Here is a 23,827-nt window from a genome sequence, read left to right as displayed (position 1 = left end):
AATCGAGACGGAAGGCGGAGCTCTTTGATGGTCATGCCGTCACTCTCGCGCCGCAACGGCTTCCGGCGCGTTCGGATTGACGATCATCGTCAATCGGCATTCGCGGGCACGGGAAAGGTTGCGAGGATGACCGCATGAGCGTCTCGATCGATATCTCGCGAGTGCCCTCCTCCGGCTATCGGTTCGCCCCGTCTCCACTCGCCGAACTGGGTTCGGCGGTGCATCTGCTGATGGAGCCCACGCATCACCCCGCGCAGAACGGCTGGGTGTCGTCGGTGACGGCAGCCGTCGAGCCGCACTTGCTCGACCGGCTCATCGAGGCCGACTTCTTGTGGCGGACCTCGCGCGCGGACATGCTGCTCCCGGCCGAGCCGGGGGCGACCCTGACCGACGAGCTCGACGCAGTGGATGCGCTCTCCGACGAGACCTGGGTGTCGGCGGCGCTGCTCACCAGCAGCTGCGGCACGGTGCCCCTCTTCCGGAACCTCGGCTCACCCCTCGTCGACCCCGCCGCACGGGAACTCGCCCGCGAGCGCGCCCTCGCCCGCGGGCCGCGCCAGATCGCGTTCGTCGACTTCGTCCTGACGGAGCCCGCGCGCGCCCGCGCTCTGGTGCGACGGCTGCTCGAAGACTGCGACGCGGCGTTCTTCGCCGAGGCCTGGCGGCAGCTCCTCCCCCGACTCTCCGCGGACTCGCGCTTCAAGCGCGACGTTCTGGCGACCACGGGTGTCCGCGGGCTGGTCGGCACCCTGTCGCCGGCTGTCGCGCTCGACGAGGCGGGGACACGGATCGTGGTGGACAAACTGCAGGACAACGCCACGACCGCAGACGGGAGCGGGGTCACGTTCCTGCCGAGCGTGCTCGGCCATCCTCACCTCCTGGTCGTGCACGCCCCGGGATGGCGGCCGGTCATCCAGTACCCGGTCACCGGAGAGAGGATGCCGCCGTCCTCGACCGCCATCGAGCTGATCCAGGAACGCCTGCACGCGCTGGACAACCCGGTGCGCCTCCGCCTGGCGCGGAGCCTGATCCGCGGGCCGCACACCACCGCCGATCTCGCGGAGAGCTGGGGGCTCAGCGCCCCGGAGGTCTCGCGACACCTCGCGATCCTGAGGCAGGCGGGCTTCGTGACGACGTCACGGCGTGGACGGTACGTCGTCTACGTGTTCGATGCCGTCGCTGCGGCACGGCTCGGTCGTGACATGGTCGAGGCCCTGCTGCGTTAGCTGAGCGCGGAGGAGAACGACGGCGATTTCTCCTGTTTGAGCGCTGAGACAGGAGAACTCCGGGCGTGGGTCGACGGATCTCCTGCTGGCGCACAGAGCGGCCGCCGCCTCCCTCCGCAGGAGACGACGGCCGCTGACCGTGGGGCGGGAGGCTAGGCCTTCCGCATGTAGGCGCGCACCGTGAGCGGGGCGAAGACGGCGACGATGACCGCGGCGCCGAGGAGCGCCCACCAGCCGTCGGCGCCGAAGGTGCCGTTGTTGGCGAGGTCGCGCACCGCCGTCACCAGGTGCGACACCGGGTTGATGTTGACGAACCACTGCAGCCAGTCCGGCAGGGACTTCACCGGCACGAACGCGTTGGAGAAGAACGTCAGCGGGAACAGCACGAGGAACGAGATGCCCTGGACGGACCCGGCGGTGCGGGCGATCACGCCGAAGAAGGCGAAGATCCAGCTGATCGCCCAGGCGCAGACGATCACGAGGAGCCCGGCCAGCACGACGAACCCGAGACCGGCAGCGGGACGGTAGCCCATGAAGAAGCCCGTGATGAACGTGATCGTCGTCGCGATCGCGTAGCGCAGCGTGTCGGCGAGCAGCGCACCGGAAAGCGGTGCGATGCGGGCGATCGGCATGGACTTGAAGCGGTCGAACACGCCCTTGTCCATGTCCTCCCGCAGCTGCACGCCGGTGACGACGGAGGTCGTGATCACCGTCTGGGCGAGGATGCCCGGGATCAGGTAGGGCAGGTAGCTCGAGACGCTTCCCGTGATCGCCCCACCGAACAGCAGAGCGAACATGATCGTGAAGATGATCGGCTGCAGCGTCACGTCGAACAGCTGTTCGGGTGTCCGCTTGATCTTCAGGAGGCCGCGGTGGGCCATCGTGATGGTGTTCGACAGCGTCTGGCTGAGGCTGACGTGATTCTTCAGGTTCCGCTCGGACGGCGGGGTGATGGTGGCGATGGCGCTCATGCCCTGGCTCCTTCTGACAGTGCGGCCTTCTCGGCCTGGGCGGACTCGTCGTCCGCGGCTTCTTCGTCTTCGACGCCGTGCCCGGTGAGCGTCAGGAACACCTCGTCGAGGGTCGGCTTCTGCACCGACATCTCCTGCAGGTGGATGCCGGCCTCGCGGAACGTGATGAAGAGGTCGGTGACCGCGTCGGCGTCACGCATGGGCGCGGTGAGCCGCGAACCCTCCGGCGAGACTACGGCCTCCACGCCGAGCACCGTGGCGATGGCCCGGCGGGCGTCCTCGATGTCAGCGGGGTCGGTCAACCGCAGCTGCAGCGAGGACTCCCCGACCGAGGCTTTGAGCTCGTCGGCGGTCCCCTCGGCGACCACGCGACCGCGGTCGATCACCGCGATGCGGTCGGCGAGCTGGTCGGCTTCGTCGAGGTACTGCGTGGTGAGGAGCACCGTCGAACCCGTGGAGACCAAGCGGCGGATGGTGTCCCACATCTGCGCACGGGTGCGCGGGTCGAGTCCGGTGGTCGGCTCGTCGAGGAAGATCAGCGGCGGCTGCGCGATCAAGCTGGCCGCCAGGTCGAGGCGGCGGCGCATCCCGCCGGAGAACTTCTTCAGCGGTCGTTTGGCGGCGTCCGACAGCCCGAACTCCTCGAGCAGCTCGGCGGTCTTGGCTTTGGCCTCCCGACCGCTCAGGCCGAGCAGCCGGGCGAAGATCATGAGGTTCTCGTTGGCCGAGAGCGTCTCGTCGACCGACGCGAACTGGGCGGTGACGCCCAGGAGCTGCCGCACGACCTGCTGCTCCGTGCGGATGTCGTGCCCGAAGACGAACGCGTCGCCGCCGTCGGGCCGCAGCAGGGTGGCGAGCATGGAGATGGTGGTGGTCTTCCCGGCGCCGTTCGGGCCGAGGACACCGTAGACGGTGCCGGCACGGACGTTCAGGTCGACGCCGTCGACCGCCCGGTTGTCGCCGAAGACCTTGACGAGCCCGTGGGCCTCGACGGCCCACTCGGTGCTGCGAGTCATGGTGGTCCTTCCTGATGAGGTGGATGGATCGATCGTCGCCGGGCGCGCTTACGGCGTGCTTACAGAGCCGCCTGCGGTCTGTAAGCGGCGATGAAAGAGGGATGGCGGGCCCGGTGTGCCTCAGCGGAGGTCGCGGACCGCAGCGACGATCGCGGGTCGGTCGACGCCCGCGAGGATCAGCGCGCGGGGCACGGTGCCGAGCTCCAGGCCGAGGATCGCGGTCAGCAGGTCGGCCTCGCCCGAATGCTGGCGGCGGTGCGCCGACGCGACGCGGTGGGCGCGGGTGAGCGCCTCCTTGGCGGAGGCTCCCCAGCGCGGCCGGGCGACCCGCGGGGAGGCGACGAGACGTTCCTCCCCGAGCGGTTCGACGCCGGCCACACGGAGGCTGGCCTCGCGCTCGGCGAGAAGGGCGGCCTCCACCCCGGCGGGGTCGAGACCGGCCGACGCGAGCGCGTCGCGCACCGGGCCGCTGCCGTCGCGGGAGAGCGCGAGCAGCAGGTGCTCGGCCTCGACGAGGGTGGAATTGCGTCGCTGGGCCTCGGTGACCGAGGCGATCACGACGGAACGCACCGCCTTGGAGAGCGGCTGACCCGGTGCGCTGCTGGCGGTTCCCGGAGGGATGTCGGACATGTCGTCTCCTCAGTTCTGGCGGCGGCGCAGGGCGACGCCGGCCGCGGCGACGCGGCGCAGATGCTTCTTGTGCACGGCTTGGCGGGTGACGTCGAGGGCGTCGGCGATCTGGGTCCAGCTCCAGCCGTCGCGAAGGGCGCGTTCGACCTCCGCGTCTTCGAGTCGGTCGGCGAGCTCGCGGAGCGCGACGACGGCGGCGAGTCCGTCGGCCACGCCGCCGAGCGGGTCGGGTGCCGAGAGGGGAGGGTTCATGGAAGCAACTGTAGTTGCTTAATCCGATTTGTCAACTTAAGTTGCTTCCAACCCCTGCCGCGCACGATCGGCCACGCGTATCCTGACCGGCATGGACATCGGCGTCGGAACAGCCGTCTGGCTCGGGGATCGCCCCGGAATGGTGGTGGAGGGACCGGACGAGGGCGGTCAGTTCCTCGTGGAGTACTCGGCCCCGGGCGGCGGCCTGGAGAGCGTCTGGTGCCCGCCGGGCGACGCTCGCGTCCAGCCGCGCCAGACCTGAGTTCCGCGCAGGAAATCCGCGCGAATGCGCGCCGGCACGCGGAGATCCCGCGCGCACGGCGACGTACACTGATGAAGTGACAGCGTACGTCTCCGCCTTCGACCTGTTCTCGATCGGCATCGGCCCCTCGAGCTCGCACACAGTCGGACCATTGCGGGCCGCGAAAGCGTTCGCCGACCGGCTCGTCGCCGACGACCTCCTCGACCGGGTGGACCAGGTCACCTGCACTCTCTACGGCTCCTTGGGCTCCACCGGGATCGGACACGGCACCCCCGACGCGGTCGTCGCCGGACTGCGCGGCAACGAACCGGAGAACTGCCGGCCCGACGACGTGCGCGGCGCCTGGTCCGGCATCCAGCCGGGCGCAACCCTGCTGCTGGCCGGGCGTCGCGAGATCCCGCTGTCGAAGAACGACATCGACTTCGAGCCGCGCACGCGCCTTCCCGGCCACCCCAACGCCCTCACCCTGCGCGCGTGGGGTCGCGCCGCGGACGGTGCGCGCGAACCGCTGCCGCTGCTGGAGGAGACCTATTACTCGATCGGCGGCGGCTTCATCCGCCGCGACGGCGAGGAGGCCGACCTCGCTGCCCGCGCCGCCCACCCCCTCCCCTACGACTCCGCAGAGGAACTCCTCGCCATCTGCGAGCGGCTCGACATCCCGATCTGCGAGGTGGCGCGCCGCAACGAGGTCGCGCTGCACGGCGAAGCGGCCACCGACGCGCGCCTCGACCTGATCTGGGAGGCCATGGCCGAGTGCGTCGCGCGCGGTCTCGCCGGCGACGGCACCCTCCCAGGTCGCCTCGGCGTCAAGCGACGCGCGGCCGCCATGCGGGAGCACCTCGAGAGCGTGCAGGACGACCCGGGTCGCGCGACATCGCTGGAGTGGCTGCACGCCTTCGCGCTCGCGGTCAACGAGGAGAACGCCTCGGGCGGCCGCGTCGTCACCGCGCCGACCAACGGCGCCGCGGGGATCGTTCCTGCGGTCGCCCACTACTACCTCCGCTTCGTCCCCGGGGCCTCGCTCGACGGCATCCGCAAGTACCTCCTCACCGCGACGGCGATCGGGTCGCTGTTCAAGGCGAACGCCTCGATCTCCGGCGCGGAGGGCGGCTGCCAGGCGGAGGTCGGGTCGGCCTGCGCGATGGCGGCCGGCGCGCTCTGCGCCGCGCTCGGCGGAACGCCGAGACAGGTGGAGAACGCGGCGGAGATCGCGATGGAGCACCACCTGGGCCTCACCTGCGACCCGGTCGGCGGGCTCGTGCAGATCCCGTGCATCGAGCGCAACGCGATCGCCTCCTCCACCGCCGTCTCGGCAGCCCGGCTCGCGCTGCACGGCGACGGATCGCACCTGGTGTCGCTGGACACGGTGATCGAGACGATGCGGCAGACCGGCCTCGACATGTCGACGAAGTACAAGGAGACCAGCGAGGGCGGCCTCGCGGTCAACGTCATCGAGTGCTGAGCGCGAGGCGGCGCACAATCGGCCGCATCGGCGTCTCAGGCCCGACTTTTGCGTCGCTTCGGCGTCGGCCGACGGAAGCGGGCGTGCGTTACGCCGGGTTGCGGCGGGCGTAGGTAGCGTCAGAGGCCGCGGTTAGCGTGGTCCGCATGACCACAACGACCGATCGCTCCGGCCAGGCCGATCCTGCGACCCTCCCTGTTCCCGACGCCCGTGGCGCCGCTCTCGGGGCCGCGCTCGCCGGGCCCCTGGTGTCGACCCAGTGGCTCTGCGACCACCTGGGATCCGAGGGGTTGGTCGTGGTCGATGCCACAGTCGTCGCCGCTCCCGACCCCGACGGGCGCGTCGGTTACCGGAGCGGGGCGGAGCGGTACCGCGACGGCCATGTGCCCGGTGCGGTCTTCGCCGACCTGCTCGACCCGTTCAGCGATCCGACCGGACGGTTCCCGTTCACGCGCCCGGGCGCCGAGGCGTTCGCGGCCGCCGCCGCAGCGCTCGGCGTGGACGCCGACACGACCGTCGTGATCTACGACGCCGCCGTCGGGCAGTGGGCGTCCCGGCTGTGGTGGCTGTTCCGGTCGTTCGGCCACGACCGGGTCGCCGTGCTCGACGGCGGCGTCACCAAGTGGAGCAGTGAAGGCCGCCCGCTCGAGACCGGTGACGTCGCACCGCGTCACGCCGGCCTCCTCCCCGTCGCAGAGTTGCCGGGGTTCTGGAGCGACCGAGACGATGTCGCGGCCGTGCTGTCCGGCGACCGGGCCGGCACGCTGATCTGCGGCGCCCCGCCGCGAGACTTCGCCGCGCGGCACCTCCCCGGCAGCGTGAGCGCGCCGGCGGTCCGGCTGGTGGATCCGGAGACGAACGCGTTCCTTCCGCCTGCCGAACTGCGGCGCCTCTTCGCCGACGTGCTATCTTCCTCCGACCCGATCGTCGCGTACTGCGGGGCGGGGATCGCCGCCGCGGCGGACGGACTCGCCCTGGCGCTGCTCGGCCGCGACGACGTCACGGTGTACGACGGTTCGCTCACCGAGTGGGTCTCCGATCCGGAGGCTCCGCTCGCCCGGCTCTGACGCCGGCGCGGTCGCCGCCAGGCCGATCCTGGGTCTTCGCCGCAATCGGGCACCCGGTGCCAGGCGGCGACGTAGGCTCGGAGCATGACCCTGATGGAGATTCCGTTCCACACCATCGACGGGGCGCCGAGCAGCCTGTCCGACTACGCGGGCAAGGTCATCCTGGTCGTCAACGTCGCCTCGCGCTGCGGACTCGCACCGCAGTACGAGAAGCTCGAGAAGCTGCAGGAGACGTACGGCGAGCGCGGCTTCACCGTGATCGGCTTCCCGAGCAACCAGTTCCTCCAGGAGCTGAGCTCGACCGACGCGATCAAAGAGTACTGCTCGACCACCTGGGGCGTCACGTTCCCGATGATGGAGAAGGTGCGGCTGAACGGCCGCAACGCGCACCCGCTCTACGCCGAGCTGACCACCCACCCGGACGTCGACGGCAAAGCCGGCAAGGTCAAGTGGAACTTCGAGAAGTTCGTCATCACGCCAGACGGCTCGGTGCACCGCTTCCGCCCGCAGACCGAGCCGGACGACCCGCGCATCGTCGGGCTGATCGAAGCGGCGCTCCCTGCGGTCGCCTGACCGCCCGACCGACGCCCGTCCGGCCGACGGACCAACTCGCGCCGCGGCTCAGGCGCGGCGGAACCAGCGCCCGCCGACACGCTCGGTGAGCCGCCAGTCGCCCGTCTCGGCGAGCACCTGGACGGCCGCGACGGTGTGCTCGGCGACACGCAGCGCGTCGGCCGCGCGATCGGCCGTGAACCGCACGGTGAGCCGCGCCTCGCGGCTGACGACGTCGACGCTCGTCGCCTCCACGGTCGTCAGCTCGGCGGCGGCCGCCGCGGCGGCGGGCTCGATGGAGGTGGCCTGCGCGTCACCGCGCAGCCGCCCGACAGGGATGATCACACGAAACGAGGGCACGCGCCGAGCCTACGGGGCGCAGGCCTACCATGACGTACGCTGACACGACGGGATCGGAAGGGGGTGCGCGCATGCACACCGAATCACCGGACACACGAGAGCTCTACATCATCCAGGACGCAGGGCTGACGATCGACGAGCTGGATCGCTTCGACAGAATGCTGGACGAGCGACGCCAGGGGGACGTCGCCGAGTCGCAACGGCACGCCGAGGCGCTGGGCAGCCTGCTGTCGTCACGGTCGGAGTCCACCGCCGACGACGAGCACGACCCGGAGGGTCCGACGCTCAGCGCGGAATGGAGCCGACTGCAGGCCCTCCGCTCGGAGACAGCCGCCGACATCGCGGCCGTCGATGCCGCACGGGAGCGCATCCGGGTGGGACGCTACGGCACGTGCGCCTCCTGCGGCCGCGCGATCGGCGTGCAACGACTCGAAGCTCGCCCGACGACCGAGCTCTGCATCGTCTGCGCGATCGCAGCCGAGCGCTGAGGACGGCGGCTGAGCGCCGCGCGACCCGAGCGTCAGCGCGCCGGTCGGGAGGCGCGGTAGACCGCCTCGGTGCGGCTTGAGGCGCCGACTTTGCGCAGGATGCTGGACACGTGGACGCTTGCGGTCTTGGCGGAGATGAACAGTGCCTCGCCGATCTGCTTGTTGCTGAGGCCCTGCTCGATGAGGGCGAGCACCTGCTCCTCGCGCTCGGTCAGCGGCGCCCCTGGGCCGACGGCCACAGAGCCGTGCCCGGCGCGGACGCTCCGCGACGACGCGAGAACCGTCGCGGCCTGAGTGAGGAGGCCGAAACCCGAGCGCTCCGACTCGACGCGGGCCGCGGCGGCGAGCTGCTCGACGGCGCCGCTGTCGCCGGCGGCACGAGCGACACGGGCCGCGCGCACCAGGGCGTACGGGTGGAGGTGCGCGGGCGCCAGCGACGACGACGTCGCGTCGATCGCGACCCGCCAGGCAGCGCGCGCTGCGGCGAAGCGCTCGGCGCCGGAAGCCCCGTCCGAGCCGTCTCCGGCCTCCCCGGCAGCCAGGGCCGTCGCGAGTTCCGCCCGGATCACCGGCCCCCACGCGACGGCGGTTGGCCACATTTCGATGGCCGCGAGCACTCCATCGATCCTGGCGACCTCCTCCACGATGTCGAGACCACCGACGCCTTCGGGGCCGTCGGAGCCGCTCGAGGCAGCGCCATCGCGCGCGGCTCGGAACGCGCCGTCGGCGAGCGCCCGCGCCGCCGCGGCGAGCACCGGGAGGTCGGAGGCCGGCAGCCGGCGGTGCGTGTCCGAGCGCACGGGCGCGGTCGCCTCCCAGGCCGCGAGGTGGTCGCCGCGCGCGATCGCCAGCTCGGCGGCCAGCCGGGCGACCCCCAGCTCGGACTGCACTTCGAGTTCACCGAGCGTGCGCAGCCCGCCGTGCCAACGGCGCAACAGCGCATCCGCCGTGTCGAGGTCGCCTCGCCACAGGGTGATCCACAGCTTCATGCGCTGCAGGTGCGCGCGGAAGCTCGGCGGCGGATCGAGCGCGAGCGCCGGATCGAGCATCGCCTCCGCACGATCGAGCTCGCCGAGTGCGAGCAGCGGCTCCACCGTGTTCGACGAGAGGATGACGCCCGAGGTGCGCTCCACGCCGCGCGCCCGCGCCTCGCGGACGCCGCGCTCGGCGAGGCGCACGGCCTCGTCATAGCGACCCAGCGTGTTCATCGCGTCCGAGGCGTTGACCGCGTAGCGCAGCGCGGCTCCCGGATCGTGCTCTGCCAGCCGGCCTGCCTCGTCGAGCTCGGCAAGGCCGCGGTCGATGGAGCCGGCCGCCACCAGCGAGCTGCCGCGGATGTTGTGCGCGATCGAGAGCAGGGCCTTCGCGTCGGCCCCCGCTTCTTCGACGGCTTGGGAGGTGAGCGCGACGGCTTCGTCGAAGCGGGCGGCCAGCATGTAGCGGGCTGCGAGTTCGGTGAGCAACTGCGGCCGAAGGCCGTCGGCGGCGGGGAGCACCCCCGCGGGCACGACTTCGAGCGCGCGCTGGAACAACTCGATCACGCCCGGCCGGTTGAGGTTCATCAGGTACTGCGCCTTGTCGCGCAGCAGCCGGGCGTGCTGGGCGGGCGGGAGGTCGCGAGCGGATTCGAGGGCGGCGCTCACCATCGCAAGGGCACGCTCGTTGTCTCCTGCGTTGCGCAGCGCCGACGCGGTGCGCGACAGCAGCTCGGTGCGGCTGGTGACGCCGAGCACCCGCGTTCCGAGCTCTTGGGCGTCCGGCACGCTGTCCCACAGCTCGAGAGCACGGTCGCCCAGGGCGGCCGCCGTCGCATAGGCATAGGAGCGCCGCGCCTCCTCCATCGCCTCCAGCGACGCGATGAACGCCCGTCGCAGGTCGTGCGCCGCGAGCCAGTGGGTGGAGAGTTGCGTCGCGGAGCGCTGCGGGCCCGCCTCCAGCGCCTCGGCGAACCGGCGGTGGTACCTGCTGCGCTCGCCCGGGAGCAGGTCGGCGTGGATCGCCTCGCGCACGAGCGCGTGACGGAAGGTGTACTCGGTGGTGTCGGCCGCGAGCACGTTGGCGACCACCGCCTCGCGGGCGGCCGCGTCGAGTTCGTCGGCGGTGCCGTCGAAGACCGCGCTGAGCAGCTCGTGGTCGACGCAGACCCCGCCGGCCGAGGCCAGGCGCAGCAACTGCTGGGTCGGCTCGCTGAGCTTCTCGAAACGGGCGAGGAGGAGCTCGCGGAGCGTCTCGGGGAGGTCTTCGCCCGTGGCTAGGCCGTCGATGCCGGTGAGCTCTTCGACGAAGAACGGGACGCCCTCGCTCATCTGGTAGACGCGGTCGACCGTCGCGGCATCGGGTCGGCAGCCGAGCAGCCGGGCGATCAGCGCCTCCACCTGGTCGCGGCCGAGCCGGGAGATCTCCCAGCGGGTCACCCGGCGGGTGCGCTCCAGCTCGGCGAGATACGACCGCAGCGGATGGCCGCGCCCGACCTCGTCGCTGCGGTAGCTGAGCAACACGAGGATGCGACCGCGCTCGGCCATCCGCACGATGAACCGGAGCAGCTCGAGCGTGGCGGAGTCTGCCCAGTGGATGTCCTCGACGGCGAGCACGAGCGGTCGCTCGACGGACAGCGTCTCGAGCAGCACCGTGACGAGCTCGTACAGACGCTCGGCGCCCGTGCGAGCGGGCACCGCCGAGTCGTCGGCGAGCTCAGGGAGGAGCACCGGGAGCACTCCCGCGCCGTGCCCCGCCGCGGCGAGCACGCTGTCGAGCCCGCGCAGCTCGATCAGCCTGCGCAGGATGCTCGCGAACGGAGCGTACGGTGCACCGTCGTTGCCGAGGTCGACGCAGCGCCCCAGGAGCACCGTCGCGGATCCCTCGGCCTCGGCGAGGAACTCCGCGAGCAACCGGGACTTTCCAATGCCCGCCTCTCCCCCGATGACGACCGCGCGCAGGGCGCCGCCCTGCTCGACGGCACCGCCCTCGACGGCTCGGAGCTCGTCGCGCAGCGCCTCGAGATCGGACTCGCGCCCGATCATCGTGGGGCTGGACGCCGGTGATCGCATGGCATCATCGTGCCACGCACCACCGACATCCTCACCCTCTCCCCGCCGGGCTTCGCGCAGGGCAGAACCGCCGTCATCGCGCGGCGTGGGCCAGCTCGCGCCGCGACTCGGGGAGCGGCTCCGCAACGGACTCGGCGTGCGGCTCCACGGCGGGCTCCCGCACGGGCTCTGCCGCAGGAAGGACCCCGCTCACAGCATCCGCCCCGGCGACCTCCCCTGCGTGCCGCTTCATGCTCCGGGCAGCGCGCTCGACCAGGCGCTCGGCCCGGCGCTCCGCCTGCTGCTCGCGGCCGCGGCGCGCCAGCTCGCGCTCCTGCTCGGCCCGGCGGGCGTCCCCCGCGAACACACGACCTGCGACGAACTCCTCGGACAGCATCATGATCCTCACCCTTCGTTCCACTGCTTTCTTCGACTCCCTCAGACTCGTCGCTAAGGACCCCCTCCCACATCGGGAAGATGCCCTATTCCGGCCACCTCCCGCCTCAGACCGCCGCCCCGGCCCGGGTACGGACGGCAGGGGTCGACACCGCGCGACCGGCGGAGCAAGCTGACGTCATGGCAACGATCAACGAGCTCCAGCCTCCCTATCGCGTCGGCTACTTCGTCGGCAGCCTCTCGTCGGCCTCGATCAACCGCAGACTGTCGAAGGCGCTCCTCCGCCTCGCCCCCGACGAACTGTCGTTCACCGAGATCGAGATCGGGAACCTCCCCCTCTACAACCGCGACTTCGACGGCGATTTCCCGCAGGTGGCGCGCGACTACAAAGCGACGATCGCCGCGCAGGAGGCGCTGCTGTTCGTCACGCCCGAGTACAACCGGTCCATTCCGGGCGCTCTCAAGAACGCGATCGACTGGGCGAGCCGGCCCTACGGGGAGAACGTGATCGCGCGCAAGGCGACCGCGGTGATCGGGGCCTCCACGGGAGCGATCGGCACCGCCGTGGCCCAGCAGCAGCTGCGCAGCGTGCTCAGCTTCCTGCAGGCGCCGCAGATGAACGCGCCTGAGGCCTACATCCAGCTGCGCCCCGGGCTGATCGACGACGACGGTGTCGTCAGCGACGAGTCGACGGAGGCCTTCCTCCGCGGGTTCATGGTGTCGTTCTTCGAGTACATCGAGAGGGTGCTGACCGTCGTGCCGGCGCCCCAGTAACGGGCATGCTCCTGGAGGACGCCGACGCGACGCGCAGCCTCGAGGTGCACCCGCTCCGCTCGGATGGCGATGCGCTCGCGCTGCAGGTCGACGCCGCAGACGGCGACCGCCGCTGGACGCTCACCGGGGACCTGCTGACCCGCGACGAGGCGACAGGTCTGGGAGCCTGGCTGGCCGGCCTGCCCGGCGACCTCACCCTCGGCGCCGACGAGTGGACCGCACTCACCTTCCGCTCGCCCGCACTGTCGCTCGCGGGTCGGCGTGTGCCGGGCGGTGGCGTGGAGCTGCGCGTGTCGGTGCTCGGGATGTCGGACCCCGATGACAGCCCGCCGCCGCCCGGGCAGCCGCGCCGCACGACGGACGTCGTGCTCGGCCTCCGCCTGCGGACGGCCGCGGTGGAGGAGGCCGCAGTGGGGTTCGTCGAAGAGCTCTCGGCGCTGCCGGAGTGACGCTGCCGGAGTGATGCTGCCGGGGTGAGCCCAGGCTCTGCGCCCCGCTGACGACGCGGGGTCAGCGGCCGCCCTCGCGCTTGCGGTGCCGCTGCGCGACCGCCTGCGGGCCGTAGGGGTACACCTCGGCGCGGGGAGTGCTCACCTCGTCCAGCCGGGCCACCTGCTCGTCGCTCAGGACCAGCTCGGCCGCGGCGAGGTTGTCGTCGAGCTGCTCGACCGTGCGCGCGCCGAGAATCACGCTGGTCACGGCGGGACGGTCGACCAGCCAGGCGAGCGCGACCTGCGACATGCTCGCCCCTGTCTCGTCCGCGACGGCCTGAACGGCGTCGATGATCTCCCAGGTGCGCGGGTCGGCGTTGCGGGCGTCGAAGGCCTCCATGCCCCGCTTCGGGTTCTCGCCCAGTCGGGTGGCACCCGTCGGCGCCTGGTCGCGGCGGTACTTGCCGCTCAGCCAGCCGCCCGCGAGCGGAGACCAGGGCAGCAGCCCGATCCCGGCGTCGACGGCCGCCGGCACGATCTCGTGCTCGATGCCGCGCACCAGGAGGCTGTATTGCGGCTGCAGCGTCACCGGAGGCACGAACCCGTAGCCGTCGGCCACGGCGACGGCCTTGGTCAGCTGCCAGCCGAGGTAGTTCGAGAAACCGTAGTAGCTGATCTTGCCGGCGGACACCGCGTCGTCCAGGAACCGGAGGGTCTCGTCGAGCGGGGTGAGGGCGTCCCAGGCGTGCAGCTGGTAGAGATCGATGTTGTCCACGCCCAGCCGGCGCAGGGAGTCGTCGAGCGCCCTGCGCAGGTGGGTGCGCGAGAGGCCGAGATCGTTCGACCCCTCCCCCATCGGGAACCGGCCCTTTGTGGCGATGACGATGCCGTCGCGACGGCCGTGGTTGCGGGCCAGCCACCGCCCGATGATCGACTCGGACGCGCCGGAGCTGTAGACGTCCGCGGTGTCGACGAAGGTGCCGCCGGCGTCGAGGTAGCGCTCCAGAATGGCGTGCGAGGTGGTCTCGTCGGCCTCCGCTCCGAAGGTCATCGTGCCGAGTGCGAAAGCGGACACGATCGTTCCGCTGTTACCGAGGGTCCTGAGGTCCATGCTCTCGACGCTAGCCTCGGGCGGCGATTTCGCCTACCGTTTGCCACCGTGAAGCTGCTGATGCTCTCGGACACGCACATCCCGAAGCGCGCGCGGGTGCTGCCCGCTCCGGTGCTCGCCGCAATCGACGAGGCCGACGTGGTGATCCACGCAGGCGACTGGGTCGACGACGCGACGCTCGACCTGCTCGAGGAGCGGTCGCGCCGGCTCATCGGCGTGTGGGGCAACAACGACGGACCCTCGCTGCGCCGCCGGCTGCCGGAGGCCGCGCGCGCCGAACTCGACGGCGTGCGGTTCGCCGTGGTGCACGAGACCGGGCCGGCCGCCGGGCGCGAGCAGCGCTGCGAGCGCGACTATCCGCACACGGACGTGCTCGTCTTCGGCCACTCGCACATCCCGTGGGACAGCGTCACCTCGGGCGGCCTGCGCCTCCTGAACCCCGGGTCGCCCACGGACCGCCGCCGCCAGCCGGCGTGCACGTACCTGACCGCCGAGGTCGCGGACGCCCGACTCATCGCCGTGCGCCTCGTCGCACTTCCCCTGCGCTGAGCACCCCCGGTTACGGGAGAGTGAGGAGGCCGTCGGTGAGCAGCGCTCGGACGGCGGGCAGGAGGTCGGCGCGCAGCGCGGCCTCGTCGACCTCGAGGAGCTGCGCGAGGGCGGCGACGATCGCTCCGACGCTCAGCTCGCCGTCGCAGGCGCCCACGAGCGCGGCCAGGCCCGTGTCGGCCGAGACGACCCGCCCGAAGCCGCCGCCCTGGCGCAGCAGGATCGCGGTCGGAGCGTCGGCTCCCGGCCACAGGTGCCGTTCCTCCGTCACATCGGGTGCGACCGTGAGCCGGAGCGCGGCCAGAGCGTCGTCGTCGAGCGCCGCCTGTGCGTCGTGCGCGGCCAGGCACGCGTCGAGGTGCGCGCCGAGCCCCGCCTCGTTCGCACCGAGCGCCCCGTGCCTGCGCTCGAACCGGCGGAGCGTCGGGAGGCCGTCGGCCCGTCGCAGCAGGACGTAGCCGAAGCCGACCTCCCGCACGTCCCTCGCCTCGAAGTCGTCGAGCCACGCGTTCTCGAGCCGGTCGAACGCCGGCGTTCCCGGTCGCGTGCCGCCGTCGCGGATCCACGTCTCCGCGTACTGCGCCGCGTCTTCGGTGTCGCGCTCGATCACCCAGGCGTCCAGCGGCTGCGCCGCGTCGTCGACCCAGCCGCGCACTCGCTCGAGCGCGTCGCCGGTGCCGCGGTACTCCCAGTTGCCGAGCAGCTGGGCGACGCCGCCCGGGGTCAGGTGGTCGCCGCAGCCCGCGACGAACGCGGCGACCAGGGCGTCGCCGACCATCCCGCCGTCGCGGTACTCGTAGGCGGGCACGCCCTCCACGCGCGGCGTGATGACGAAGGGCGGGTTGGACACGATGTGATCGAACAGCTCACCGACCACCGGCTCGAACAGGCTGCCGAGCCGGAACTCGATGCCGTCGACCTCGTTGAGCTCGGCGTTCACTGCGGCGAGTTGCAGCGCGCGTTCGGAGATGTCGGTCGCGACGACGCGCTCGGCGTGACGGGAGGCGTGCAGGGCCTGGATGCCGCAACCCGTCCCGAGGTCGAGGGCGCTGCGCACGGGCCGCTGCGCATCAGGCCGCTGAGCGTCAAGGAGGCCCCGCCGACGCCGAGGACGTGGTCCTCCGGCAGCGCGCCGCCGAGCGCCAGCTCGCCGAGGTCGGACACGATCCACCACTCGGCCGGCCCGATGGAGTCGACGAAGGCGTACGGCCGGAGGTCGACGGCGGGCGCGACCGACTCGCCGTCGCGCACCAGACCGAGCTCCGCTGCTCCCGCGATGCCGAGCGCCGGGAAGGCCGCGGCGGCGTCGACGCGCGGCACGGGCCTGCCGAGCACGAAGAGTGCGGCGAGCGTCCCCAGCGGGCCGGCCTCCGCAGCCGCGAGCGCCCGCTCGGCCGGCACCCGCCGACCGCGGAACAGTGCGGCGGACGCCGACTCTCCCCACAGGCCGGTGAGCGCGTCGACCGTGAAGCCGGCGGCACGAAGATCGGAGCGGAGGGCGGAGACGGCTGCAGAACGCACGGAACCATTCAAGCAGGAGCACAATGGGCGCTGTGAACCCCCGAGAGAGCATCGTACGCAGGCGAGCCGTGGTGACCGGGATGGTGCAGGGCGTCGGATTCCGCTGGAGCGCCCGCGAGCAGGCGCACCGGCTCGGCGTGACCGGCTGGGCCCGCAACCGGGCCGACGGCAGCGTCGAAGTGGAGGTCGAGGGCGAGCCCGCGAGCGTCGAGCGCATGGTCGCGTGGCTGCGCTCCGGCCCTCCCGGCAGCGCGGTCGCCGAGGTGCGGGTGTCGGACGCCGTACCCGACGGGGACGACGCGTTCCGCATCCGCCAGACGGAGTAGGCGCGGTAGGCGCGGTAGGCGCGGTACACGCGGCGGGCGGCCCGCCACGCGGGCCACGCCTGACACCCGCGACCGGCGGGGGCACAATAGGGCCATGACCCGCGCAACCCTGCTGACCATCACCGCGCCGACCGGCGAGCCCGCTCCCGGCGACCCGGGCTTCGCCCTCGCCGACTTCGACGCCCCGCAGGTGCGCATCACCGATCTCGCCGTGACCCGCGGCGACGGCGTCTTCGAGACGATCGCCGTCATCGACGGCCACCCGCAGGCCCTCGGCCCGCACCTGATGCGTCTCGCGCACTCCGCCGACCTGCTCGACCTCCCCGCCCCGGCCGAGCACGTCTGGCACGAAGCCGTGCTGGCGGGCATCGCCGACTACCGGTCGCGCAACGGCGACGGCGGCGAGCTCTTCGCCAAGCTCATCTACACGCGCGGCGTCGAGGGAACGGGCACACCCAGCGGCTGGATCTTCGTCGACGAGGGCGAGGACTTCACTCGGCAGCGGCTCGGCATCTCGGTCGTCGCGCTCGACCGCGGCCTGCGGCACGACGTCGCCGAGACCTCCCCCTGGCTGCTGGCCGGCGCGAAGAGCCTGTCGTACGCCGTCAACCGCGCGGCCCAGCGGGAGGCCGCCCGCCGCGGCGCCGACGACGTGATCTTCATCAGCTCCGACGGCTTCGCGCTGGAGGGGCCGACCTCCAACGTCATCCTGCTCGCCGACGGGGTCGTCCGCACCCCGCAGACCGACCAGGGAATCCTCGCCGGCACCACGCAGGCGGCGGTGTTCGCGTTCTTCGAGGAGCGCGGCTACGCGACGGAGTACCGGCACATCACCGTGGACGAACTGGAGGCGGCCGACGCGCTCTGGCTGGTCTCCAGCGTCCGCCAGGCGGCGCCGATCACGCACCTTGACGGCCGCGAGTACTCGGTGGACGCGGAGCTGACGGCCGACCTGAACCGCTACCTGCTGTCGCGGACCCACTGACCGCGCTCGGCGCCCGTCGTCGGCACCGGCCCCATACGTAGCCAACGGAGGACATCCCGGGCGTTGCCCCGGTGTGTCGCAGCGAACGGAGGAGGTTCCGGCTGCGCTCACCCGGATCTCCTCCGTTGCCGACGGGCGCAACGGCGCAGCGGACGTGCGGCCCGGCGCCGCCCACTGTTCACCCGCACGTGGACTGTGCGTTACACCCCGATTCGCGGTGCATGCATTCGCCGCCTAGGCTGTACGCACCGTGCCGGCGACGACGCCGGGACCGCCGTTATGGGGAAACAGAGGCGCAGCAGAGGAGGGCGACGTGGACCAGGTCCCGAGGAGCATCGAAGTGCTGCGCCAGCAGGCGCGCGACGAGTTGGCCGCGATCATCGAGCACCGGTGCCGCGCCGGCGAAGACCCCTGGCACTTCATCCCCGACCTCCCGAGCGTCGACGAGCAGGTCGTCATCTCGCTCCGCGCAGGAGCGATCGAGGATTTCGACCTGGCCGAAGAGCAGTCCAGGGCCCACCATCCCGCCGCCGGGCGCGACACCTACACCCGGTTCGAGTTCGGCGTGCTCCGCCGCATCGCCCTGGAGCATCCCGAGCTGAGCGAAGCCGTCTGGGGGATGCTCGACAAGGTGGAGCGCGCGTAGTAGACCTGGCGGCATGGGCATCGTCACCGCCGATATCGCCGTGTCGCTCGACGGCTTCGCCGCCGGCCCCAATCAGTCCCGCGAGTTCCCGCTCGGCGAGAACGGGATCGAGCGACTGCACACGTGGATGTTCGAGTACGCCGACGAGCATGTCGAGGAGATCGCCGCGATCACCGCGGCGGGCGCCTTCGTGATGGGCCGCAACATGTTCGGGCCGGTGCGGGGCGACTGGCCGGCCGGGGGCGACCTGTCCGACTGGCGCGGCTGGTGGGGCGACGACCCTCCGTATCACGCGCCGGTTTTCGTCCTGACGCACTACCCGCGGGAGCCCGTGGTGATGGAGGGCGGGACGACCTTCGAGTTCGTCACCGACGGCATCCACGCGGCCGCCGACCGGGCGCGCGCCGTCGCCGGGGAGGCCGACGTCGCGATCGCCGGGGGGCCGGAGACGCTCAACCAGGCGCTGTGGGCGGGCGTCGTCGACGAGCTGCGGCTGCACGTCGTGCCGCTCACGCTCGGCGCCGGGGAGCGCGTCTTCGACCGGGTGCCTCCGCTGCAGCTGGAACTGCTGCGTTCGCGGGTGACGCCGGAGGTCGCCCACCTGACCTACCGGGTCGTGCGCTGAGCTCAGGCCAGCTCGGCCGGTGAGGTGACCGGCAGCCGGCAGACGAAGTCGCGGCAGAGGTATGCCGTCGGCAGGCCGTCCCGGGCGGTCCTGGCCTCGAACAGCTCGAAGCCGGCCTCGGCGAGCGCGGCCGCACTGGTCTCGTCGACGATCGCCGCGAGGTCGGCCGGATGCCGACGGGCCGCCGCGACGAGGCCGGCCGGGTCGGGGCCTGCGCCGACGTCCGGGCTCCCGGCAGGTCGCACCACCACCAGCTGCCGCCCCTCGCCGTCCAGGCGCGACATCAGCGCCAGCGCGGCGCCGAACGCGCTCGGCACGCTCGTCGCCGGCCCTGCGACGAGCCGCATGGCCTCCCGCGCCGCTCGCTCGTAGCCCCGGTTCGCGGTCATCAGGAAGAGGGTGTGCGCCGCCGCCGCCATCGCGGTGAGACCGGACGGGTAGGCACCCTCCGACGGGTCGACCCGCACGGCGAGGCCGGTCGACTGCAACACGGAGTCGCCGCCTCCCGGAACGCCGAACGGGCAGTCCTCGCCGCGTTCGGCCTCCAGGCACAGGTCCACGAGGTCGCGCGCATCGGACGCGGCCTCCGCGTCGCCGGTCGCCAGGGCGAGCTCCAGGAGGCCGCAGGCGAGGCCCCCGTAATCCTCCAGGGTGGCGACGGCGTCGGAGACGCGGCCGGACACCGAGGCACGGCCGAGCGTGCCGTCGGGCCGCCGGTGCGTGTCGAGCACGAAGCGTGCGGCCTCTCCGGCCGCCGCGATCCAGGCGGGCCGGTCCAGGATGCGCCCGGCGCGGGCCAGCGCGGCGATCGCGAAGCCGTTCCAGCCCGTCAGCACCTTCTCGTCGATCGCGGGAGGCCGCAGCCGCGCGCGCACCTCCGGGGACACGCGGTAGTACTCGCCCTCCACGCGGGCTCCGTCGATCACGCTCTCGGAGTCCTGCGCCGACGCGAAGCCGCCGCCGGGACGGCGCAGCACGTCGAGCAGGAACCCGGCGATGCCGTCGGCGGTCTGCCGTGCCGGGTGCTCCCCGGTCTGCGCCCACATCGTCGCGTAGGCGTCGAGCAGTTGCGCGTTGTCGTACAGCATCCGCTCGTAGTGCGGGTCGCTCCAGTCGCGCCGGGTGGCGTAACGGAAGAACCCGCCGTCCACCGGGTCGCGCAGCGGCGACTCCGCCATCCGCCGCAGTGTCCGGTGGGCGAGGTCATGCCCGGCTTCGCGTTCGAGCAGGAAGCCGAGCACCGGCGCGACCGGGAACTTCGGCGCTCCGCCGAAGCCGCCGAACTGCGGGTCCTCCGTCTCGGCGAGGAGGTCGACGGCCGCGTCGAGCCGCCGCTGGTCGGGAAGGTCGGAGACCGTGGTCGCTCGGGCGGCGGCAGCGGCGAGCGCCTCCCCCACCCGGCCGGCGTCGGCCTCCACCTCGGCTCGGCGGTTCGCCCAGGCGTCGCCGACGGCGTCGAGGATCTGGCGGAACGACGCACGCCCTCCCGCCGCCACCGGCGGAAAGTAGGTGCCGGCGTAGAACGCACGCCCCGTAGAGGTGGCGAAGACGGTCAGCGGCCAGCCGAGGCCGTCGGTGAAGGCACTCGCCGCCGAGAGGTAAGCGGCGTCGACGTCGGGGTGCTCCTCCCTGTCGACCTTGATCGAGACGAAGCGCTCGTTGAGCAACGCGGCGATCGCGGGGTCGCTGAAGCTCTCCCTGGCCATCACGTGGCACCAGTGGCAGGTCGCATAGCCGATCGAGATCAGCACGGGCAGGTCGCGCCGCCTGGCCTCCGCGAACGCCTCCGGCCCCCACGGGAACCAGTCGACCGGATTGTCGGCGTGCGCGCGCAGGTACGGGCTGATCGCATCCGCGAGACGGTTCGTCATGCGCTCACCCTACGGCCGCACTTGCTAAGCTGGGCGATATGGTTGCACACGCAAATACTCCGCTCCTGACCCTCAACAACGGCACCACGATCCCGCAGCTGGGCTTCGGCGTGTTCAAGGTCGACCCGGCCGAGACCACCCGCATCGTCACCGACGCGCTCGAGGTGGGCTACCGCCACATCGACACCGCCGCGATCTACGGCAACGAGGAGGGCGTGGGCGCCGCGATCGCCTCCTCCGGCATCGCCCGCGACGAGCTGTTCATCACCACGAAGCTCTGGAACGACCGGCAGACCGACGCGGAAGCGGCCTTCGACGAGTCGCTCGCCAAGCTCGGCCTCGACTACGTCGACCTGTACCTCATCCACTGGCCGACCCCCGAGAAGGACACCTTCGTCGAGGCGTGGAAGTCGCTGGAGAAGATCTACGCGACCGGCCGTGCGAAGGCTATCGGCGTCTCCAACTTCCTGGTTCCGCACCTGACCAAGCTGCTCGCGAACACCGACATCGTGCCGGCGGTCAACCAGATCGAGCTGCACCCGGCCCACCAGCAGCCCGAGGTCACGGCCTTCTCGCGCGAGCACGGCATTGCGATCGAGGCGTGGGGTCCGCTCGGCCAGGGCAAATACCCGCTGTTCGAGGCCCCGGAGGTCGCCGGCCCGGCGGCCGCACACGGCAAGACGCCCGCCCAGGTCGTCATCCGCTGGCACCTCCAGACCGGCAACATCGTGTTCCCCAAGTCGAACCGCCGCGAGCGCATGGCCGAGAACTTCGACGTCTTCGACTTCGAGCTGACCGCCGACGAGGTCGCCGCGATCTCGTCGATGGAGCGCGAGGGCCGCGTGAGCGCGCACCCGAACGAGGTCAACTGACACCTGCTCCGATGCCGAAGGGCACGTCGTTGTCGAAAAAGTGACAACGACGTGCCCTTAGGCGTTCCCCGACTAGGCTCGCAGCGTGAGAATCACGTCGATCACGGGGAAGATCATCTACATCGTGGGCGCCTTCGGCCTGATCCTGGCGCTCAACTTCTTCGTGATCGACCGGCTCGTCAACGCGTCGCTGGATGTCCTGATCGTCGCCGTGCTCAACGTCGCGTACGTGCTCGTCGGCACGCGCACCTTCCGGGGAGCGGAGGAGAACCGCGAAGACCCGCGACCGTGGTGGCGGGCCACCGCCCGACCCGCTGCCGGCTTCTGGCTGGGCGGCGTGCTCGCGGTGCTCGCCTTCATCTCCTGCGTGGGAGCGCTCGCGAGCAAGCCGGAGACGGCGTTCGTCCCGGCCGTCGCGTGCATCGCGTACGCCCTGCTCGCGGCGTACTACCTCCACTCGTCCTACCGTCTGCGCACGCTCGACACAGCGCCGTAGGGCGCGCCGCAGCCGCCGCTCAGCCGACCGGCGCCTGCTCCTCGAAGCGCGCCACGAGCTCCCGCTTGAGCACCTTGCCGCTCGGGCCGAGCGGCAGCACCTCGAGGATCTCCACCCTGCGCGGGAACTTGTAGGCGGCGACGCGCTCCTGGGCGTAGGCGATCAGCTCCTCCGGCGCGGCCTCCGTGCCGGGCATCAGCGTCACCGCGGCCATGATCTCCTGTCCGTGCGTGTCGTGCGCGACGCCGAACACCGCGACCAGCGCGACCGCGGGGTGGGTCGAGAGCACCTCCTCGACCTCCCGCGGGTACACGTTGTAGCCGTTGCGCACGATCATGTCCTTCTTGCGGTCGACGATCGTGATGTAGTCGTCGTCGCTCTTGGTGCCGAGGTCGCCGGTACGGAACCAGCCGTCGACCATCGCCTCGGCGTTGGCCTCCGGCAGGTTGAGGTAGCCCTTCATGAGGTTGTGGCCGCGCACGACGATCTCGCCGAGCTCGCCGCGCGGCAGCAACCGGATGGCGTCGTCGACCTCCGCGTCGGCGATCTCGACGTCCACGCCCCAGATGGGCTGGCCGACGGTGCCGACACGCGTCGGGCGGCCTCGGTGGTTGAACGACGCGACGGGCGAGGTCTCGGTGAGTCCGTACCCTTCGTGCACGTCGATGCCGTAGACCTCCTTCATGCGCTCGATGACCGCGACCGGGATGGCCGCGCCACCGCTCATGCCGTAGCGCAGCGGCGGCCGCTCCGGGTTGGTCTTGGCGGCCTCCAGCAGCGCGATGTACATCGTGGGCACCCCGGTCATGACGGTGCACCGGTGCGCGTTCAGCAGTTGGAGGGCCGTCGCCGGGTCGAACTTCGGCACCAGCACGACGGCCGCGCCCGCGCGGAAGCCCATGTTCATGACACAGGTCTGGCCGAAGGTGTGGAAGAGCGGGAGGCAGCCGAGGATGCGGTCGGTCGGCTCGAGGTCGAGCGTGCCGTTGAGGAGCACGTTCACCTGCTCGATGAGCGAGAAGTGGCAGCCCTCCGCGCCTTTCGGCTTTCCGGTCGTGCCACTCGTGTAGAGGATCGTCGCGGTGTCGATCGGATGACGGGGAACGTACGTCGCGACGGGCTCCGCGTTCGCCGCCAGGTCCTCCAGCCGCGGGAACGGCAGCTGCTCGACCAGCTCGTCGGGGACCAGCACCGAGAGCGTGTCGACGCCGGCGAGCGCCGCGCCCTTCGCGCCCTCGGTCAGGAGCGGCGCCGCACAGATCAGTGCTTTCGCTCCGGAGTCGCGCAGCACGTACTCGATCTCCGTGGCTTTGAGCAGCGCGTGGATGGGGACGACGACCGCACCGAGCGCGAGCACGCCGTAGTACGCCCGTGGGAAGTCGGGGACGTTCGGGATCATGAGCGCGACCTTGTCGTCCGGACCAACGCCGAGGTCGCGGAGAGCGCCGGCGTAGCTGCGGGTCTGGTCCCAGAGGTCGCGATAGGCGATCTCTTGGCCGTTGAAGATCACCGCCACATTGTCCGGCATCCGGTGGGCGGTCTCGGCCAGGATGCTGGCGACCGACATGGTGGCGTAGCCGTGAGGCATTGAGGGCTCCTTCGTCGACGTTGACGGACCCGTTCGGGTTGAGGGAAACCTACGTCACCGCGCCACGCCCCGCAACGCCCCCGTTGGTGCGAGCATGTCCCCCATCGCGAGCCGTTCGCCGAGGATGCCGCGCAGGGTGGCCGTGTAGTCCTCGAAGGCGCGGCGGCCGGTGGTGGTGAGCGCGAGGTAGGTGACCGGCACCCGGCCGCGGTGCGCCTTCTCGACCTCCACGTAGCCGGCGTCCTCCAGCTTGCGGAGGTGCGTCGCCAGGTTGCGAGCGGTGGTGTCGAGCAGCAGCTGCAGCCGGGGGGTCGAAATACTTGC

At 71.7% G+C, this 23,827-nt stretch carries 26 protein-coding genes and 1 pseudogene; 15 read left to right on the top strand and 12 right to left on the bottom strand.

Annotated elements, in window-relative coordinates; all coding sequences use genetic code 11:
- Window positions 1-134: 134 nt before the first annotated feature.
- Window positions 135-1,226, top strand: coding sequence for a DUF5937 family protein (locus JNB50_RS14045; protein ID WP_208040782.1), 1,092 nt, complete (start codon window positions 135-137; stop codon window positions 1,224-1,226).
- A 152-nt stretch (window positions 1,227-1,378) separates the two neighbouring features.
- Here the strand turns inward: JNB50_RS14045 and JNB50_RS14040 are convergent, their stop codons facing one another.
- From JNB50_RS14040 to JNB50_RS14025, 4 genes are all read right to left on the bottom strand, one after another.
- Window positions 1,379-2,197 (bottom strand): ABC transporter permease, encoded by an 819-nt coding sequence (locus tag JNB50_RS14040; RefSeq protein ID WP_208040781.1) that lies wholly within the window; start codon window positions 2,195-2,197, stop codon window positions 1,379-1,381.
- A complete protein-coding gene (locus JNB50_RS14035) occupies window positions 2,194-3,213 on the bottom strand; it encodes an ATP-binding cassette domain-containing protein (protein WP_208040780.1) in 1,020 nt (339 codons plus the stop codon). The genes JNB50_RS14040 and JNB50_RS14035 overlap by 4 nt, the downstream gene beginning before the upstream one ends.
- Before the next feature lie 120 nt (window positions 3,214-3,333).
- Complete coding sequence (locus JNB50_RS14030; protein WP_208040779.1) at window positions 3,334-3,843, bottom strand: Clp protease N-terminal domain-containing protein; 510 nt, start codon at window positions 3,841-3,843, stop codon at window positions 3,334-3,336.
- 9 nt (window positions 3,844-3,852) lie between these two features.
- Window positions 3,853-4,095, bottom strand: coding sequence for a helix-turn-helix domain-containing protein (locus JNB50_RS14025; RefSeq protein WP_208040778.1), 243 nt, complete (start codon window positions 4,093-4,095; stop codon window positions 3,853-3,855).
- A 91-nt stretch (window positions 4,096-4,186) separates the two neighbouring features.
- Between JNB50_RS14025 and JNB50_RS14020 the strand changes: the two genes are divergently transcribed.
- The 4 genes from JNB50_RS14020 (at window position 4,187) to JNB50_RS14005 (ending at window position 7,459) form a co-directional block, all read left to right on the top strand.
- Entirely contained in the window at window positions 4,187-4,357 is a 171-nt protein-coding gene (locus tag JNB50_RS14020) for a hypothetical protein (RefSeq protein ID WP_208040777.1), read from the top strand.
- A 76-nt stretch (window positions 4,358-4,433) separates the two neighbouring features.
- Window positions 4,434-5,819, top strand: a complete 1,386-nt coding sequence (locus JNB50_RS14015) for an L-serine ammonia-lyase (protein ID WP_208040776.1) — start codon at window positions 4,434-4,436, stop codon at window positions 5,817-5,819.
- 146 nt (window positions 5,820-5,965) lie between these two features.
- On the top strand, window positions 5,966-6,886 hold the full coding sequence (locus JNB50_RS14010) for a sulfurtransferase (RefSeq protein ID WP_208040775.1): 921 nt from the start codon (window positions 5,966-5,968) through the stop codon (window positions 6,884-6,886).
- A gap of 84 nt (window positions 6,887-6,970) precedes the next feature.
- Window positions 6,971-7,459 (top strand): glutathione peroxidase, encoded by a 489-nt coding sequence (locus tag JNB50_RS14005; RefSeq protein ID WP_208040774.1) that lies wholly within the window; start codon window positions 6,971-6,973, stop codon window positions 7,457-7,459.
- Window positions 7,460-7,507: 48 nt separating this feature from the next.
- Here the strand turns inward: JNB50_RS14005 and JNB50_RS14000 are convergent, their stop codons facing one another.
- Window positions 7,508-7,798, bottom strand: coding sequence for a hypothetical protein (locus tag JNB50_RS14000; RefSeq protein ID WP_208040773.1), 291 nt, complete (start codon window positions 7,796-7,798; stop codon window positions 7,508-7,510).
- Window positions 7,799-7,869: 71 nt separating this feature from the next.
- Here JNB50_RS14000 and JNB50_RS13995 point away from each other — a divergent pair, with 71 nt between their 5' ends.
- A complete protein-coding gene (locus tag JNB50_RS13995) occupies window positions 7,870-8,286 on the top strand; it encodes a TraR/DksA C4-type zinc finger protein (RefSeq protein WP_208040772.1) in 417 nt (138 codons plus the stop codon).
- 32 nt (window positions 8,287-8,318) lie between these two features.
- Here the strand turns inward: JNB50_RS13995 and JNB50_RS25555 are convergent, their stop codons facing one another.
- Together JNB50_RS25555 and JNB50_RS13985 are read right to left on the bottom strand one after the other, a co-directional pair.
- On the bottom strand, window positions 8,319-11,333 hold the full coding sequence (locus JNB50_RS25555; RefSeq protein WP_208040771.1) for a helix-turn-helix transcriptional regulator: 3,015 nt from the start codon (window positions 11,331-11,333) through the stop codon (window positions 8,319-8,321).
- A gap of 73 nt (window positions 11,334-11,406) precedes the next feature.
- On the bottom strand, window positions 11,407-11,712 hold the full coding sequence (locus tag JNB50_RS13985; RefSeq protein WP_208040770.1) for a hypothetical protein: 306 nt from the start codon (window positions 11,710-11,712) through the stop codon (window positions 11,407-11,409).
- 176 nt (window positions 11,713-11,888) lie between these two features.
- Here JNB50_RS13985 and JNB50_RS13980 point away from each other — a divergent pair, with 176 nt between their 5' ends.
- Window positions 11,889-12,482, top strand: a complete 594-nt coding sequence (locus JNB50_RS13980; RefSeq protein WP_208040769.1) for an NADPH-dependent FMN reductase — start codon at window positions 11,889-11,891, stop codon at window positions 12,480-12,482.
- A 5-nt stretch (window positions 12,483-12,487) separates the two neighbouring features.
- Window positions 12,488-12,931, top strand: a complete 444-nt coding sequence (locus JNB50_RS13975) for a hypothetical protein (protein WP_208040768.1) — start codon at window positions 12,488-12,490, stop codon at window positions 12,929-12,931.
- Window positions 12,932-12,992: 61 nt separating this feature from the next.
- Here the strand turns inward: JNB50_RS13975 and JNB50_RS13970 are convergent, their stop codons facing one another.
- Window positions 12,993-14,024, bottom strand: a complete 1,032-nt coding sequence (locus tag JNB50_RS13970; RefSeq protein WP_208040767.1) for an aldo/keto reductase — start codon at window positions 14,022-14,024, stop codon at window positions 12,993-12,995.
- Window positions 14,025-14,072: 48 nt separating this feature from the next.
- Between JNB50_RS13970 and JNB50_RS13965 the strand changes: the two genes are divergently transcribed.
- Window positions 14,073-14,573, top strand: a complete 501-nt coding sequence (locus tag JNB50_RS13965; RefSeq protein WP_307794724.1) for a metallophosphoesterase — start codon at window positions 14,073-14,075, stop codon at window positions 14,571-14,573.
- Between the two features lie 10 nt (window positions 14,574-14,583).
- On the opposite strand, the pseudogene JNB50_RS13960 reads toward JNB50_RS13965, so the two are convergent.
- Window positions 14,584-16,106 (bottom strand): annotated as a pseudogene (locus tag JNB50_RS13960) (methyltransferase).
- Window positions 16,107-16,126: 20 nt separating this feature from the next.
- On the opposite strand from JNB50_RS13960, the gene JNB50_RS13955 reads away from it, so the two are divergent.
- The 4 genes from JNB50_RS13955 (at window position 16,127) to JNB50_RS13940 (ending at window position 18,676) form a co-directional block, all read left to right on the top strand.
- A complete protein-coding gene (locus JNB50_RS13955; RefSeq protein ID WP_307794723.1) occupies window positions 16,127-16,420 on the top strand; it encodes an acylphosphatase in 294 nt (97 codons plus the stop codon).
- A 94-nt stretch (window positions 16,421-16,514) separates the two neighbouring features.
- On the top strand, window positions 16,515-17,405 hold the full coding sequence (locus tag JNB50_RS13950; protein WP_208040765.1) for an aminodeoxychorismate lyase: 891 nt from the start codon (window positions 16,515-16,517) through the stop codon (window positions 17,403-17,405).
- 313 nt (window positions 17,406-17,718) lie between these two features.
- Window positions 17,719-18,051 carry a hypothetical protein gene (locus tag JNB50_RS13945; RefSeq protein ID WP_208040764.1) on the top strand — a complete coding sequence of 111 codons (333 nt, stop codon included), beginning with the start codon at window positions 17,719-17,721 and terminating at the stop codon, window positions 18,049-18,051.
- Window positions 18,052-18,064: 13 nt separating this feature from the next.
- The gene (locus tag JNB50_RS13940; protein WP_208040763.1) at window positions 18,065-18,676 is read left to right on the top strand and encodes a dihydrofolate reductase family protein; all 612 of its coding nucleotides are present in this window, start codon (window positions 18,065-18,067) and stop codon (window positions 18,674-18,676) included.
- A gap of 2 nt (window positions 18,677-18,678) precedes the next feature.
- Here the strand turns inward: JNB50_RS13940 and JNB50_RS13935 are convergent, their stop codons facing one another.
- Window positions 18,679-20,547, bottom strand: a complete 1,869-nt coding sequence (locus JNB50_RS13935) for a thioredoxin domain-containing protein (RefSeq protein ID WP_208040762.1) — start codon at window positions 20,545-20,547, stop codon at window positions 18,679-18,681.
- A gap of 38 nt (window positions 20,548-20,585) precedes the next feature.
- Here JNB50_RS13935 and JNB50_RS13930 point away from each other — a divergent pair, with 38 nt between their 5' ends.
- Together JNB50_RS13930 and JNB50_RS13925 are read left to right on the top strand one after the other, a co-directional pair.
- On the top strand, window positions 20,586-21,419 hold the full coding sequence (locus JNB50_RS13930) for an aldo/keto reductase (protein WP_208040761.1): 834 nt from the start codon (window positions 20,586-20,588) through the stop codon (window positions 21,417-21,419).
- 85 nt (window positions 21,420-21,504) lie between these two features.
- Window positions 21,505-21,915: a hypothetical protein gene (locus JNB50_RS13925; protein ID WP_208040760.1), complete on the top strand. Its 411-nt coding sequence runs from the start codon at window positions 21,505-21,507 to the stop codon at window positions 21,913-21,915.
- Window positions 21,916-21,934: 19 nt separating this feature from the next.
- Here the strand turns inward: JNB50_RS13925 and JNB50_RS13920 are convergent, their stop codons facing one another.
- Both JNB50_RS13920 and JNB50_RS13915 read right to left on the bottom strand, forming a co-directional pair.
- A complete protein-coding gene (locus JNB50_RS13920) occupies window positions 21,935-23,503 on the bottom strand; it encodes a long-chain fatty acid--CoA ligase (protein ID WP_208040759.1) in 1,569 nt (522 codons plus the stop codon).
- 54 nt (window positions 23,504-23,557) lie between these two features.
- A partial coding sequence (locus JNB50_RS13915) for a transcriptional regulator (protein ID WP_208040758.1) occupies window positions 23,558-23,827 on the bottom strand: 270 nt, incomplete at its 5' end.

The sequence above is a fragment of the Leifsonia sp. TF02-11 genome, assembly GCF_017565305.1.
GTDB lineage: Bacteria > Actinomycetota > Actinomycetes > Actinomycetales > Microbacteriaceae > Leifsonia.
Note: the sequence above shows the minus strand (reverse complement) of the source record. Positions and strands in the feature narration are given on the sequence as shown.